Here is a 17042-nt window from a genome sequence, read left to right on the forward strand (position 1 = left end):
ATTTATTTTGATGGGCTTTTTTTGTGACCTGAAATCAGGGGGAAAGGTGAACTAAATCGCCAGTTTAGGTAGTGTCTTAAAGAGTGTGTAAAAAAAATGTTGTCGTTGTTGTTGATTTGATTTAGAAATATGGATAACTTTTTTACGCTTCGCTTAAAGTTACCCACATTTCTAAACCAAACCGCTACTTCTATGTTTGCTTTTTTTTTAAGTTCCTCTATTTCTCGAAACGCTGTTACTGGATAACTGTAAGATTTATATTCTTTTTCCATCGCAACAGAACCCATTAAAAAAAGTATTGATTCTGGACTAGGCATCGCTCCACGCATTTTCAAAACCCTTTTGTAATCCCTATTCAAGCGCTCGATCCAGTTCGTTGTATAAATCATTCGCTGGATCGAGGGTGGATAATTTAAGTAGGTAAAATAAGCGATGTTTCGCTCGTTTGAGAACGATTTCAAACTTGAATAACTTTTTTGGTACTTCTCTACAAAACTACACAAATTTTTAAATGCTTCTACAGCAGTGATACTTTTTGTTTCAATAGCAAATATTTCCAGTAGTTCTTTACCAATTTCCAGTCTTTTTGTACGTGGAAAAACTGCTAATATATTCCGTTTGATATGCACCACACAAAGCTGATGTGAAGCATTGGGAAAGGATTCTGCAATCGCATTCTCAATTGAAGTCAAACCATCTGAAGCAATTAATCCAACACTTTGTACACCTCTTTCTTTTAGGGATTCCAGTTCCATTTGCCACAATGTAGCACCTTCTGTTGGATGATTGACAATACTCAGAACTTCTCTTGATCCGTCTTCTTTGATCCCCAAAATCGTATAATAACCTTCTTTACTAACTGATTTGTCTCTTCGTGTATGTACAAAAGTAGCATCAATGTAAAGTACCAAATAATGTGATTCTAATTTTCGTTTTAGCCAAATATCAACTTCCTCACGACTATCTTTCATCAGATAACTAATCTGCTGTTTGCTGTATTCTTTGCCATAAATCTCTTCGTATACATCGCTAACCTGCTCCGTGGTTAAGCCACGACGATATAAACTGAAAATTAATTTGCGGCGTTCTTCATCTTCGTTGCGAAGTACATTTAATAAAACTGGATAAAATGTACCATTTCTTGTTCTTGGTACTTTTAAAATCATCTCTTTGCCAAATCCCCTGGCTTTTCTCTCCCGGTATCCATTGCAATAGTCTCCTTCATTCTCCTGCTGATGAAGATGTCTTTCAATTTTCATAAAAGCATTTAAGGTTAATTGCATCAATAAGTTGCTCCCATTTTCAGAATTTGCTACATCTAATAATAAATCCGAAATTTGTTCTTGTGTAAAGTTTATAAGTCTGTACGTTTATTTGTTGTAATTTAAAAATACAACTTTTTACTTTACACACTTTTTTAGTACAGTACCAACGCCCGATCTCTGACTCCTCTGAAGTTGCTTCTAAATTTTTTAATTTTTTGCGTTGAAAGATTCTGCCGAACCATTGGTACTTCTTTGGTCAAATTAAGTGAGATCTATATTAAAAAAATAATAATATTCTTCCAACCTCAAGTATTTAAGGTGTGTCTTATAAAAAAGTTAATATTTGAAAGACATGGAATCAAACATTTATCATAACTTTTACTGATTCTAAATAACAAAAATTTGCGTAAATTTGACACTCAATTTATTATATAGAATTATGTTGACAAAAGATAAAGTTCAGGCATTTCTGAAAGAAATAGAAGTAGATGATTTGGTTCAGAATTTCCAGGTAATGGGGAACGATGTATATATCGATATGACTGCGCATTCACCGGCAATGCACGAAAAGAAAAAATTAGAAGCTGCTATGAAACAGGCTTTCGCTTCTGAATTCGGTGAGGAAATCGTTCTGAAATTAAAAATTGCCTCTCCCGAACCGTCTGAAATTCAACAAAGTCAGATCAAAGGAAAGCAGATTAAAGGCATTCAGAATATTATCGCAATTGCTTCCGGTAAAGGAGGTGTTGGGAAATCTACGGTTGCAGCAAACATCGCGGTAACTTTAGCGAAAATGGGTTTCAAAGTCGGGATCTTAGATGCTGATATTTACGGGCCGTCTGTTCCGACGATGTTTGATACCGAAGGCGCAAAACCAATCTCCGTAGAAATCGACGGTAAAAATTTAATGAAACCCGTTGAAAACTATGGTGTCAAAATGTTGTCTATCGGCTATTTCTCAGGTGCTAATCAGGCGGTAGTGTGGCGCGGACCGATGGCTTCGAAAGCGTTGAATCAAATGATTCGTGATGCGGCTTGGGGAGAACTGGATTTTCTTTTAGTCGATTTGCCTCCGGGAACAGGCGATATTCACTTGTCGATTATTCAGGAAGTACCTGTAACAGGAGCGGTTATCGTAAGTACTCCACAACATGTTGCGCTTGCCGATGTGAGAAAAGGAATTGCAATGTTCCAAATGGAAAGCATTAATATCCCAGTTTTAGGTTTAATCGAAAATATGGCGTATTTTACCCCTGAAGAATTACCAGATAATAAATATTATATTTTTGGAAATCAGGGAGCACAGTATTTGGCAGAAGATTTAGGAATTCCTGTTTTAGGCGAAATTCCTTTAATTCAAAGTATCCGTGAAGCCGGTGATGTTGGCAGACCTGCTGCTTTGCAGGACGGTTCGGCGATTGCTGAAATTTATATGAAGACCACTCAGAATATGATTGAAAGTCTGGTCGAAAGAAATAAAAACCTTCCCGCAACGGAAGCAGTAAAAATCACGACCATGGCAGGTTGTTCTCCAAAAAAATAGGGAAACTATAATCCGGAGTGTCAAAAAAAATATTAAGAAAATTTTGACGGGTGGTTTACAATAACAAATCATGATTTAAAACGATGAACAAAGAAATGAAACACGAAGAAACAGTAACCAAAGTGATGGATGCCCTCGAAAGTATTCGTCCGTTTCTGAATAAAGATGGCGGCGATATCGAACTCATCGATGTGCAGGGGCAAACAGTTTTGGTGAAGCTTCACGGGAACTGCAACGGTTGCCCAATGAGTTTTTCTACCATGAAGTTGGGCGTGGAAACCACGGTAAAACAATTTGCTCCGGAAATTCTGGAAGTGTTGGCAATAGAGTGATTTTAAATAAAAAGATTTAATACAATCAGGAAACGGGCTTTTGTCCGTTTTTTATTTGAAAAGCTCTTCGCAGCTTTAAAATCAATTATTTCTTTAAATCTAAAATGGATTGAAATTAAATTAATATTTTAGCAGATTAAACGATTATTATATGATTGCCATAATAGACGGCGGTTCTACCAAATGTGATTGGGTGATCCTCGATAACGCAGGGAAACCTCATTTGAAAACAACAACTTTGGGCTTTAATCCCAATATTATAAATCCCGATTTTATCGGCCAGGAAATCGATAAAAACCAAGATTTGTTTTTTGTAAAAAATCACATCGAAAAAGTGTTTTTTTATGGATCAGGTTGCGGGACGCCCGCCAATGTAAAAAAAGTGGAAAATGAGTTTGTAAAAGCCTTTCCGCAGGCAGAGGTTAGGATTAAAGAAGATTTAACCGCCGCTGCTTATGCCGCTTACAATGGTATGCCAGCAATCGTTTGCATTTTGGGAACCGGCTCTAATTCCTGCTTCTTTGATGGCGAAAAGATTAGGGTAGATTTGCCTTCGCTTGGTTTTTTAATTGGTGATGAAGGTAGCGGGAGCGCCTTAGGAAAACATCTTCTGCGTCGTTTTTTTATGAAAAAACTGCCGGCAGATTTAGAACGCGAGTTTAATAAAACTTACAACCTGACGATTGAAGAAGCCATCCGAATGATGTACCATAATCCGCGGGCCAATGCGTACTTGGGGGAATTTAATAAATTTATTGCGGACCATAAAAGCCATCCTTATTTTCAAAATATGGTTTTCGACGAAATGAAAAATTTTCTGGATTACCAGGTTTTGCCTTATCCGGAATCAGGAGAAACTGAAATTAATTTCATTGGTTATATCGCTTATATTTATGAAGATATTCTGCGCGCCGCCGCCGCCGAACTTAATTTAAACATCGGAAAAGTGGTTCAGAAACCGATTGAAAGTCTGGTCGGTTATCATAAGAAATACATCTTAAACCTCGACTGATTTTTCTTCAGACCGTATTAATAGAAACTATTTAAAACATACATCAATAGAGGTTTCGTACCTTTATATAAAATCAATATATTATGTCCAGTAAAAATAATAGAGACGAAAAAAACTTTAACCAGGCAGCACTTGATTATCATAGCGTTGAGCCAAAAGGGAAAATTGAAGTAATTCCATCCAAACCACATACTTCACAAAGAGATTTGTCTCTTGCTTATTCTCCGGGAGTCGCTATCCCTTGTTTGGAAATTGAAAGAGATCCAAAATTAGCTTACGAATACACCGGCAAAGGAAATTTAGTAGCAGTAATCTCAAACGGAACGGCTGTTTTGGGATTGGGTGATATCGGTGCAGAAGCTTCAAAACCGGTGATGGAGGGAAAAGGGCTTTTGTTTAAAATCTTTGCCGACATTAATGTTTTTGATATTGAAATTGATGAAAAAGATCCTGATAAATTCATCGAAATCGTTAAAGGAATTGCCCCAACATTTGGCGGAATCAATCTGGAAGACATCAAGGCTCCGGAAGCATTTTACATCGAACAGAGATTAAAAGAAGAACTGAATATTCCGTTGATGCACGATGATCAGCACGGAACTGCGATTATTTCTGCTGCGGCATTATTAAACGCCCTTGAAATCGCGGGTAAAAATATAGGTGAGGTAAAAGTAGTTGTTAATGGCGCGGGAGCTGCGGCAATTGCCTGTACCAAACTCTATCTGGAACTCGGTCTGAAAAAGGAAAATGTGCTGATGTGCGATTCCAAAGGAGTCATCAACCATAAAAGAGAAAATTTAACTCCGGAAAAACTCGATTTTGTTGCCAATACCGAAATCGAAACCTTAGCAGATGCATTAAAAGGCGCAGACGTTTTCATTGGACTTTCCAAAGCAGATGTCATGACGGCGGAAATGCTTTTGACCATGGCAGACAATCCTGTGGTTTTTGGTTTGGCAAATCCAAACCCCGAAATTGAATATGATCTGGCCATGGAAACCAGAAAAGACACCATCATGGCAACGGGTAGAAGTGATTATCCTAATCAGGTGAATAACGTTTTAGGATTCCCATATATTTTCCGTGGCGCGCTGGATGTTCAGGCGACTGGAATAAATGAAGCCATGAAACTGGCGGCAGTTCATGCTATTGCAAATCTGGCCAAAGAACCCGTTCCTGAAGCGGTTATTCTGACCTATAACCTAAAGAATTTGAGTTTTGGCCGCGAATATTTCATTCCAAAACCTTTTGATAACCGACTGATTACGCGAGTTTCAAAAGCAGTAGCCCAAGCCGCTATGGACAGTGGAATTGCGGGTAAACCGATTGAAGATTTCGACGAATACGAAAATACGCTTTTGGACAGAATGGGCCGTGACGAAAAACTCATCCGAATGATGCAGAACCGCGCAAAAGCCAATCCGAAAAGAGTGACTCTCGGAAATGCCGAAGAATACAACGTTCTGAAAGCAGCGCAAATTCTTTATGAAGAAGGAATTGCACAACCGATTCTGTTGGGTGATAAAAAATACATTCGGGAACAGATGAAGAAATTCGGGATTGAACTGAATGTTCCGATTGTGGATCCTGCAGATGACGATCAGGAAGAAAACCGTAAAACGTACCGCGAATCGCTTTGGAAACTCCGTCAGCGAAAAGGCATGAACGAATATAAAGCTAAAAGATATGTCCGTCAGAGAGATTATTTCGGTCCGTTGATGCTGAAAAACGGTGATACCGATGCTTTGATTGTCGGTTTCTCCAAGAATTATTCGTCAACGCTGAGACCGGTGTTAGAGGTCATTGAAAAAGAAAAAGGCGTTGACAAAGTATCATCGATGATGATGATTCTCACCGAGAAAAAACCTATTTTCTTTGCCGATACTTCGATTATCCAGAATCCTACCTCCGAAGATTTGGTTAACATTGCAAAAATGTCGGAAATGGTGGTGAAATCTTTTGCCATCGAGCCAAGAATCGCGATGCTGTCTTTTGAAAATTTTGCAGGAATCTCCGAGACTTCGAAAAAAGTAGCGAAAGCGGTTTCCATGCTTCATGAAAAATACCCGAACATGATTGTGGACGGTGAAATACAGCCTGATTTTGCAATGGATGCTGATCATCTTTCAGATTATCCGTTTTCCAAACTGGGGACTACGCCGGCGAATGTATTTGTGTTCCCTAATCTTGAAAGTGCCAACCTGTCCTACAAAATTATCCGCGGAATGAAAGTGGCACAGGTAGTGGGTCCTATTTTGATGGGGCTGAAACAACCGGTTCACGTATTGCAGATGCGCGCCAGTGTAGATGAAATCGTAAATCTGGCGACCATCGCTGTTCTGGATGCCCAGATGAGAGAAAAGAAATAAATTTTCATCAAAACTATAAACTTCAGTATAAAAAACACAAAATGATTTATTCTTTAAAAGGAATTGTTCAACAACTTAATCCAACTTCCATAGTAATTGATGTACAGGGAGTTGGATATTTAGTTGGGGTCAGTTTGCAAACTTCCGAGAAATTAGTGTTAGGAAAAGAAACCTTTTTAAACATTCAACAGATTATCCGCGAAGATGCCAATCTGCTTTTCGGTTTTAACACAATTTTAGAAAAAGAAATGTTTAATCTGTTAATAAGCGTTAATGGAGTGGGACCGGTTTCTGCCCTGATTATGCTTTCTTCTTTGTCCCTTACAGAGATTGCGGCAGGCATTCTTTCAAACAACAGTGCCCTGTTACAAAAAGTAAAAGGAATCGGTGTGAAAACTGCGGAAAGGATCGTTGTCGACTTGAGAGACAAAGTCCAAAAATTCAGCAGTTCCGATGAAAATATTTCTATATTTGTGAATAATAAAGTGAAAGAAGAATCGTTATCTGCATTAGAGGTTTTGGGAATTTCCAGGAAGATGAGTGAGAAAATGGCAGACCGAATTCTAAAGCAGAATCCTGATCTTCGGGTAGAAGATCTGGTGAAGCAAATTTTAAAAAATATTTAACATTTGGAGAAGAACAGTTTTTTTAAGCATAGATTTTTAATTTTTGTTTTGACGTGTTTCTCATTTGTCAGCATTTTTGCGCAACAGAAGCCCAGCGACAGTTCATCAGTTAGGACCGATTTTTCTTTGCCTAATCCGATGCGGTATGATGCGTTTTATGACGTGTCAAGCGGGATGTACATCCTTTATCCCAAAATAGGAAATACAGTCGTCGGTAATCCCATGTCTATGACCTCTGCGGAATATCATCAGTACATGCTCAAGAATCAGTTGAGTGAATATTACAAAGAAAAATCTGCCACTAATGCTGTAGGTTACAGAAAAGACCAAACCGAAGCCATTAAAAAAGGACTGCTCCCAAGTGTTGATATTAAAAATAAAATTTTCGAGAGTATATTCGGAGGTAATAAAATCGAAATTATTCCGCAAGGTTTCGCCTCATTCGATATTGGGGGCCTTTACCAGAAAATCGACAATCCTTTAATTTTACCTCAGAACAGAACCAATTTCGCCGTTGATATCCAGCAGAGAATTCAAATGGGATTAATCGGTAAGGTTGGTGAGAACCTGCAGCTTAAAGCCAATTACGATACCCAAAGTGGTTTCGCTTTTGAGAACAGGATGAATCTGGTTTGGCAGGCAAAAGGATCGTGGAAGGATTTACAGTCAAAAGGTCTCACAGATAAAACCACTGGCGGCGAGGATAAAATTATAAAAAGAGTAGAATTCGGAAATGTGAATATGCCGCTTTCTACCAATTTAATTCGCGGGTCAGAATCTTTGTTTGGTTTAAAGACCGAATTCCAGTTAGGTAAAACGTACGGAACTTTGGTGTTTTCCCAACAGCAGGGTGAAGCGCGGACCATCATCGCACAAGGTGGCGGGGTAATGAATTCCTTTAAATTAAACGCAATTGATTATGAAGATAATCAGCATTATTATTTAGACCATTATTTCTTAAATAATTACGACAAAGCACTTCTCAATTATCCACAGATTAATTCAAGAATCAGCATTACCAGAATTGAAGCCTGGGTTTTGGACCAAGGTTCAGGAAATCTTCAGGATCAAAAAGGGATTTTGGGAATTCGGGATTTGGGTGAAGGGATTTCCGGTTATCCGGATAATTCTCAAAATAATTTGTATCAAAGCATTTCCGCTGCTATTGGGATTCCCAGAGATGCAGGAACAGATTATGGAAATATCATCAAAGGTCAGCTTTTCCCCAATGCAAACGGTTCACCGGAAGCGTATGCTGACGGAGAGCAATATATTTTCAACAGAAAAGCCCGAAAATTAAATCCAAACGAGTTTGCATTTAATCCGCAACTGGGATATATGTCGCTTAATCAAAGATTAAATGACAACCAGCTTTTGGCGGTTTCTTACAGTTTTACGTTGAATGGTGATAATAAGGTATACAAAGTCGGAGAGTTTTCAGAAGAAAGTCCGGTTTTGATCACCAAAGTTTTGAAACCGAACAGTACCGTAAAAACCACTTCGCCCATGTGGGATTTGATGATGAAGAATATTTATCCATTAAATACGAATCAAATCAATCCGGACGGTTTTTTATTAAATGTGTATTACCGTGATCCGCAAAATGGCGGAAAGGTAAATTATCTGCCAACAACCGTTAATTCCCCAACAACGCAGGTTAATCCTAATCTTTTGAAACTGTTCAACTGGGACCGTTTGAATATGAATAACGATTTACAGGAAGGTGGCGGAGAAACCGGCGACGGTATTTTCGATTTCGTGCCGGGAATAACGGTGGATCCTGAAAATGGAAAAGTGATTTTCACCAAAGCAAAACCTTTCGGTACTTATCTGCAAAATGTCTTGGGAACTAGTGATCCAAAATTTGTTTTTAATGAATTATACGACCAACAGAAACAGGTGGCTTCTCAAAGCAATTTGGCGCTGCGTTACACGATGGAAGGTCGGTTTAAAGGAACGCAGGGTTCCGGGATTTCTCTTGGCGCGATCAATGTTCCGCAAGGTTCTGTAAAAGTTTCTGCCAACGGTGTGCAACTTCAGGAAGGGGTAGATTATACGGTAGATTACATGTTGGGATCGGTAAATATTATTAATGAAACGGTGAAACAATCCGGTCAGGCGGTAAGTATTTCTCTGGAAAATCAATTGATTTTTAATACCCAAAGAAAAAGATTTTTAGGTTTAAACCTAGAAAGAAAATTCAATGAACACCTTACCGTAGGTGCAACTGTTGTTAATTATGCCGAAACTCCATTAACACAGAAAGTAAACTTTGGCCAGGAAGCGGTGAATAATACCATGGCAGGATTCAATATTTTATATAATAATGAATTGCCGTTTTTGACCAGATTAACCGATAAAATTCCTTTTGTAAATACAGAAGCGCCGTCGAATCTGAGTTTCCTTGCCGAAGGTGCTTATCTTATTCCGGGACAAAATAAAGGAATTGGCGACCAGTCATATATCGATGATTTCGAACAGAGTACATCCAAGATTTCATTGAAAGAACCGGCGATGTGGAGTTTGGCTTCAAAGCCGGAAAAAAATCCTGAACCTTTCTTTTTAAATGGAGGTTTAAATGACAATCTTGCTTCCGGAAACGGTAGGGGATTGTTGACCTGGTATAACATCGACCCGAGATTTTACGGAATTGGCGGTAAAGCTCCGAACGGAATTAATGCTGCAGCAGTTTCCAATCATGCTTCACGGCGGGTTCAAATGTCGGAACTGTACAACAGCAGAGATTTCGTAGCAGGTGAACAGCTATACACCAATACTTTTGATATCAGTTATTTCCCGAATGAAAGAGGGCCTTATAACATCAATAAAAATATAGAAACGACAAAGGAAAGATGGGCAGGTTTAATGAGACCGGTTTCGGTTTCTAATTTTGTGAATTCCAATATTGAATATGTAGAATTCTGGATGATGGATCCGCATGCTGATGGAAATCCCTTGGGAACTAATCCGAAATTACTTTTACACTTAGGAAATGTTTCTGAAGATGTTTTGAAAGACGGCAAACTTCAGTATGAAAACGGAATGCCAACGCCGACAACTCCGGCAAATACCACGACTACTAACTGGGGAATTCAGCCAAGTCAGTTTCCGGTTCTTTACGCTTTCTCTTCAGAAAATGAAGACAGAGCCGCTCAGGATTTAGGATATGACGGTTTAGATGCTGAAGGTGAAGCTGCAAAGTTCGGAACCAATTACGTGAATCCGGTGACCAATGTTTTGGATCCTGCTTCCGATGATTTCGTGTTTTATCTGTCGGATAAATTCCAGGGAAATCAAGCGTCTTCTTTAACGGAGCGTTATAAATATTTCCGCGGGCCGGAAGGCAATTCGAAAAGCAATACTTTGGAAGTTGCAACTCAAATGCCGGATGCCGAGGACATCAACCGTGATTATAATTTAGATCAAAATGAAAATTACAACCAATATACTATAGAACTTGACAAGAACAAAATGGTGTTGGGCGAGAATTTTATTGTTGATGTTAAAGAAGTAGAAGCTAAATTCCAGAACGGGCAAACCGGAAAAAATAAGTGGTTTTTATTCCGTGTTCCTGTGGCGCAGTTTGATCCTTCAAGTGCTGGTGGGGAGGCTGATCCTTCTATTTTAAATAATGTCCGTTATGCCAGAATGCTACTGACAGGATTTGACCAGGCTTCAACCATCCGTTTCGGAACCTTGGATTTGGTGCGAAGCGACTGGAGAAAATACACCAAAAATATAGCAACCAATCTCAATGATTCTGATGAAGGAACTAATTTTGTGACTGATCAGAATTTGGATGTCGGAAGTGTAAATTTAGAAGAAAATGGTTTAAACGAACCTCCTTATGTGCTTCCTCCGGGAATCGAAAGACAGATTCTTAGCGGAAATGCCGGTGCACAAAGACAAAACGAAGCATCATTATATATGAAAGCGCAGCCATTGGAGAAAAATTCTTCCCGTGGAGTTTTCAAGAATGTAGCGTTGGATATGCGCCGTTACAAAAATTTAGAATTATTCGTTCACGCTGAAGATTTGAAAAATGTAAATTCTTCGGACTATGATGAAGATGCAAAATTCTTTATCCGTTTCGGAAGCGATGCCACTGATAACTATTATGAATACGAAGCATCTTTAAAATACACCTCTAAAAACGCAAGGTCACCCCTGGAAATTTGGCCAACTGAAAATACAGTAAATCTTGCCATTCAGCATTTTGTGGATGCGAAATTAAGAAGAGATCAGAATTTCCCATCGGGAATAGATATCCGTCGTGAAGATGTGGAATATGGTGCGCAGGATCCCAACAAAAAAATCTATATCAAAGGTCGCCCAAGTTTAGGGAATGTGACCACGATTATGCTGGGAGTCCGAAATAAAAATACCCTGATCAATAAAGAAGTGGTTTTATGGGTTGATGAAATCCGTCTCTCGGAGATTGAAAATAAAGGCGGTTATGCCGGAAATGCAAGCGTGAATTTCAACCTCGGAGATTTTGCTTTGGTCAATGCGAATGCTTCCTATTCAACAATCGGCTTCGGTGGAATTGCAGAAAAACCTTCTGAAAGATCGCAGGCGGAACATTCTGCATACAGCATTAATACCACTGTAAATGTTGATAAATTCTTGCCGGAAAAAGCAGGTTTGAAAATTCCGGTAAACTATTCATACACGCAAACCATCGAGGATCCGAAGTATAATCCACTGGATAATGATGTGACTTTCGAAAATGCGCCGAACAGAGAAGAACTGAAAAAAGTAGCGAGAACCTATACGCAGCAAAGAAGTTTGGGCGTGGTGAATATGCGTAAAGACCGGATGAATCCAAACAAAAAAGCGAAGTTCTACGACGTAGAAAACGTGTCGGTAACTGCTATTTATAATGACGACTATTACCGCGATGTTTATACCAAGAAGAATTACAGGCAATATTTGAGAGGATACGCAGATTACAATTATTCTTTCAAGCCATTTGTCATCAGGCCGTTTAATAAAATAGTGAGCGATACCGCGAAATCTTATAAGTATTTAAGATGGCTGAAAGAAGTGAACATTAATCCTGTACCAACAAGATTATCTTTCAGAACAGAAATTGACCGTAATTATAACGAATTGGAGTTCAGAAATATCGATGCTATTCTTGGTGGAAATGCTGGTCAGGACTTTGATGTCATTAGAAACAGAAACTTCTATTTCGGCTGGCAATACGGTTTAGGATTTAATTTTACCAAATCACTGAAGTTGGAAATTAATTCTTCTATGCGAACTTTAAATGACAATTTGAGTGTTTATGATATGAACAACAAATCGATTTTTGCGGATCCTTTCAGAGCAGGCCGCCCTGTTTTATACAACCACCGCGTTCAGCTGAATTACAGATTGCCATTTGAATATTTACCTTATCTGGATTTTATTAATGCTGAATTAGGCTACGGCTTTACCTATAACTGGAATGCCAGAAGTACGGTGATGACCAGTTTCGTAAATCCGGAAACCAACCGTTCAGAAAGTTTGGGAAGTATTGGCCAAAACACCAGTAATATCATTGCGACTTCCGCCGTTGATGTGCCGAAATTCTTTGGAAAATTCAAGTATTTCCAAAACATCAGTATGAAGATGCAGAAGCGCAAACAGGAAATAGATTCCCTGAATAATGTGTACAATTTAGCATGGCAAAAGACCAATCAGAAAAAAACCTTCAAGAGCTATAAATTTAAAAATAAACTGAATCCGATGCAGAGTATTGCTTATGCATTAACTTCAATCAAGCAAATGGATGTTTCTTATAATGAAAATAACGGTACCGTGCTGCCGGGATTGCTGTCTGCGCCAAATTGGTACGGTTACGGGCAAACTCTGGGCGGGCCAACTTACGGTTTCCTTTTAGGTTCGCAGGCAGATATCCGCAGAACGGTTTTGGAGCGCGGCTGGATTTCTGATTCAGATTATATGACCGATCCTTATGTTCAGATGAAAAACCAGAATTTCCTGGCGAACGTGCAGATCGTGCCGGTGAATGAATTTAGAATTGATATTAATTTCTTAAAAAATTATACCAGTAATTTCACGCAGTCAGGCTACAACGTAAGACAAAACTTAGCGTATCCAAATCATGATTTTGCCTTTGCAACCGAGATGATTACTTATTCCAGAACAGCGTGGACTTTCGGAACTTCATTTACCGATGGTAAAAACATTTACGACAATATCATTTCGAATGCAAGAATCATTTCTCAACAAATGGGCGGGACTCTTGATTCCAATGGATTTACAGACGGACATTCTTTAGCCAATGCCTACGTTTTGGTACCGGCGTTCCAGGCAGCAGTGGAAGGGAAAACACCAACCGGAATGACGGACGCCAAGAAATCAGGATTCCCACTTCCGAACTGGAGGGTAATTTATTCCGGTTTGAAAAACATCCCGTTGGTTAACAGTCAGTTTTCTAAGTTTGATATTCTTCACGGGTATACTTCTACCTATACGGCGTCGGGAATCCAGTCGAGTATTGATTATTTTAATGTTCAGAAGAACGGAGCTTCAGACAGAGATGCGTTCGGTGATATTTATAATCCTTACACTTTCTCTCAGGTCGGTTATGTAGAAGCGTTTGCACCATTAATCGGAGCCGATGTTACGATGAGAAACAACATGCAGTTCCGGGCGCAGTATAATATCGACCGCTTACTGATGTTGGGATTGGTAAACCATACTTTAACGGAAGATATGGGCAAAGAATACATTCTTGGATTTGGATATATTCTGAAAGATTTAAAAATGAAGATGAACTTCAAAGGAAAAGAAAGAACCATTAAAAGTGATTTGAACATCCGTGGAGATTTCTCTTTAAGAGACAGCCAAACCAGAATCACCAATATTTTACAGGATGATTCGCAGATCACCGGAGGACAGAAATTGATGAGTGTAAAATTATCTGCAGATTATAATATGTCCCAGAATTTCAATATCCGATTCTTCTACGATCAGTTGATGACGAAATATAAAATTTCTACCGCCTTCCCGCTTTCAACAGTTCGGGCAGGTTTAACGGCAACATTTACCTTTGGTGGAAGCAGCGGTTTCTAATCAATTTTTAAGCTAAAATTAAAACTCAGGATTTCAATTCTGAGTTTTTTTGTTTAGAATTAAAACCGTTCTTAAATTACATTTAAAGGTATTGGGAAGCGAAGCGCCATCGTGCGTGGTATGTTGTACAAAGAATTTTTATTATTAAAATATCAATTTCATTATTAAACACTATAATTTAAATACGTTAAAAATCTACCATTAAGAAATTAAGGAGAATTAAGAATTTTTCAAACAAATATTAATAATATATTCCATAAGGTTCTTTTGATTTTTCTTAATTCCTTAATGGTTAAATTGTTGTTTCTCAAAGTTTTAATATTATTTATGGTTCTCATCGGTTATAGAATTGACATTTAAAATAATTTCTATTCAGAATCGCCCGCGCGTCCGCAATGCTTCAGAAGCATTTTTTATTATCTTTTTCACCCCTGTGTTAAAAAAAATCTGATTTTTCAGAGATTCACTATTTTCTCACTTAAGATTTTCCAACCTCGCGAAAACAGAAATTAAATCCTTAATTTTGCTATTCATAATACAAACCTATGAATCAAAATATCGATAACGACGACGATGTATTTACCGGAAAAGAGCATACGCCTTTGCGTCCTGACGCTTTTGAAAAATCTACCGAAGAAAAAATTGAAATTATCCAGCAGCATTTCCATCAGATTATGGAAACTTTAGGAATGGATATGACTGATGATTCTCTGAAAGATTCTCCCAAAAGAGTGGCAAAGATGTACGTGAATGAAATTTTTGGCGGTCTTCTTCCAGAAAATAATCCACGGATTTCTACCTTTTCAAATAAATACAAATACCGCCAGATGTTGGTGGAAAAAGACATTACCGTCTATTCGTTCTGCGAGCATCACTTCCTGCCGATTATTGGCAGAGCGCATGTTGCTTATATTTCAAATGGCGAGGTAATCGGTCTTTCAAAGATCAACAGAGTCGTAGATTATTATGCAAAGCGCCCACAGGTTCAGGAACGTTTGACCATGCAGGTTGTAGATGCTTTGAAAAAAGCGCTCGGCACGAATGATGTTGCCTGTATCATCGAAGCGAAACATCTGTGTGTGAATTGTCGCGGTATAAAAGATACCGCAAGTTCGACCACTACTGCAGAGCTCAGTGGCCTTTTCAGAACCAATCCGATTACCCGACAGGAATTCCTGCATTATGTAGGAAATCGTTCGAATTTGGATTAATATCAAATTTTACAAAAAATGACTTTAAAAATATACAATTCCCTTTCCGGCGAAAAAGAAATATTCACACCCATTCACGATCATAATGTCGGGATGTACGTTTGTGGACCCACAGTTTACAGCAATGTGCATTTGGGAAATGTGCGGACTTTCATGTCTTTCGATTTTATTTACCGGTCGTTGGTTCATTTGGGATACAAAGTCCGTTATGTCCGGAATATCACCGATGCCGGACATTTAACCGATGACGGCGATGTTGATAATGACCGTTTCGTCAAACAGTCCCGTTTGGAAAAACTGGAGCCGATGGAAATCGTTCAGAAATACACCGTCGATTTTCATAAAGTTTTGGAAGTGTTTAATCTTCTTCCTCCGACGATAGAGCCCACCGCAACCGGACATATTTTAGAACAGATTGAATTGGCTCAGAAATTAATCGATAAAGGATTTGCTTATGAAAGCAATGGTTCCGTTTATTTTGATGTTTTAGAATACAATAAACGGGGATTAAATTACGGTGAACTTTCCCGCAGAAATATCGAAGAACTTTTTGCCAATACCAGAGATCTGGATGGTCAGAACGAAAAGAAAAACCCGCAGGATTTTGCCCTTTGGAAAGCCGCTTCTCCCGCTCATATCATGCGTTGGAATTCCCCTTGGGGTGAAGGTTTTCCCGGCTGGCATCTGGAATGTACGGCGATGTCAACCAAATATCTCGGTGAAAAATTCGATATTCACGGTGGCGGAATGGATTTGAAATTCCCGCACCACGAATGTGAAGTCGCACAGGGAAAAGCCTGCAATGAAACAGAACCGGTGAATTACTGGATGCACGCTAATATGCTGACCATGAACGGACAAAGAATGAGTAAATCCACCGGAAATTATATTCTGCCCATGGAACTGGTTTCCGGCAAAAATGATTTCTTTGAAAAACCTTTTCATCCTACGATTGTGCGTTTCAATTTTATGCAGGCGCATTATAGAAGTGTTTTAGATATTTCCAATGAAGCGATGGTTGCCAGTGAAAAAGGATTTCAGCGGTTAATGGAAGCTATGAAAGTGCTTTCAAATAATAATTTTCCGACTGCTGAGGTTTCTACTTTTGATGTAAAAGCATGGAAAGAAAAATGCTACGCTGCTTTAACCGACGATTTCAATTCGCCGATCCTTATTGCGCATCTTTTTGAAGCCGTAAATTTCATCTTTAAATTAAAGGATGGCAAAGAAACAATTACCGAAAATGATTTGCAGGAATTAAAAACTTTGATGAATGATTTTATTTTCGATGTTCTCGGTTTGCAGAATATCGAAGAAAACAATAATGAGAAATTAGACCAGACTTTACAGGTTTTAATCGACTTAAGAAATCAAGCCAGAAAATCCAAAAACTTTGACCTTTCCGATCAGATCCGCGACCGTTTACTCGCAGAAGGAATTGAACTGAAAGACGGAAGAGAAGGAACGACTTATTCGATTTCATAGAAATTAATTTACCGCCATATTTAAATAGTAAACCTTTCGAAAATTCGGAAGGTTTTTTCATTTGACAAATTTCATTTCCTTCATTTTTAATGATTTATGGCATGTTTACAAGT

9 protein-coding genes are annotated in these 17042 nt (G+C 38.6%); 8 read left to right on the forward strand and 1 reads right to left on the reverse strand.

Going from position 1 to position 17042, the window contains the following annotated elements:
- Positions 1-2 precede the first annotated feature (2 nt).
- Positions 3-1259, reverse strand: coding sequence for an IS256 family transposase (locus tag NBC122_RS07095; protein WP_221343590.1), 1257 nt, complete (start codon positions 1257-1259; stop codon positions 3-5).
- 445 nt (positions 1260-1704) lie between these two features.
- On the opposite strand from NBC122_RS07095, the gene NBC122_RS07100 reads away from it, so the two are divergent.
- The 8 genes from NBC122_RS07100 to cysS all read left to right on the forward strand — a co-directional run bounded on the left by NBC122_RS07100 (position 1705) and on the right by cysS (position 16929).
- On the forward strand, positions 1705-2808 hold the full coding sequence (locus NBC122_RS07100) for an Mrp/NBP35 family ATP-binding protein (RefSeq protein WP_133439713.1): 1104 nt from the start codon (positions 1705-1707) through the stop codon (positions 2806-2808).
- A 95-nt stretch (positions 2809-2903) separates the two neighbouring features.
- Positions 2904-3140, forward strand: coding sequence for a NifU family protein (locus NBC122_RS07105; protein WP_282904690.1), 237 nt, complete (start codon positions 2904-2906; stop codon positions 3138-3140).
- 151 nt (positions 3141-3291) lie between these two features.
- A complete protein-coding gene (locus NBC122_RS07110; RefSeq protein ID WP_133439715.1) occupies positions 3292-4152 on the forward strand; it encodes a BadF/BadG/BcrA/BcrD ATPase family protein in 861 nt (286 codons plus the stop codon).
- A gap of 83 nt (positions 4153-4235) precedes the next feature.
- A complete protein-coding gene (locus NBC122_RS07115; RefSeq protein WP_133439716.1) occupies positions 4236-6521 on the forward strand; it encodes an NADP-dependent malic enzyme in 2286 nt (761 codons plus the stop codon).
- 41 nt (positions 6522-6562) lie between these two features.
- On the forward strand, positions 6563-7147 hold the full coding sequence (gene ruvA, locus NBC122_RS07120; protein ID WP_133439717.1) for a Holliday junction branch migration protein RuvA: 585 nt from the start codon (positions 6563-6565) through the stop codon (positions 7145-7147).
- Between the two features lie 3 nt (positions 7148-7150).
- Positions 7151-14233 carry a T9SS outer membrane translocon Sov/SprA gene (gene sov, locus NBC122_RS07125; RefSeq protein WP_133439718.1) on the forward strand — a complete coding sequence of 2361 codons (7083 nt, stop codon included), beginning with the start codon at positions 7151-7153 and terminating at the stop codon, positions 14231-14233.
- Between the two features lie 545 nt (positions 14234-14778).
- Entirely contained in the window at positions 14779-15444 is a 666-nt protein-coding gene (gene folE / locus NBC122_RS07130; protein WP_133439719.1) for a GTP cyclohydrolase I FolE, read from the forward strand.
- A gap of 18 nt (positions 15445-15462) precedes the next feature.
- The gene (gene cysS / locus NBC122_RS07135) at positions 15463-16929 is read left to right on the forward strand and encodes a cysteine--tRNA ligase (protein WP_133439720.1); all 1467 of its coding nucleotides are present in this window, start codon (positions 15463-15465) and stop codon (positions 16927-16929) included.
- Positions 16930-17042 lie beyond the last annotated feature (113 nt).

Origin of the sequence: Chryseobacterium salivictor, from assembly GCF_004359195.1 — a bacterium.
Taxonomy (GTDB): Bacteria; Bacteroidota; Bacteroidia; order Flavobacteriales; family Weeksellaceae; genus Kaistella; species Kaistella salivictor.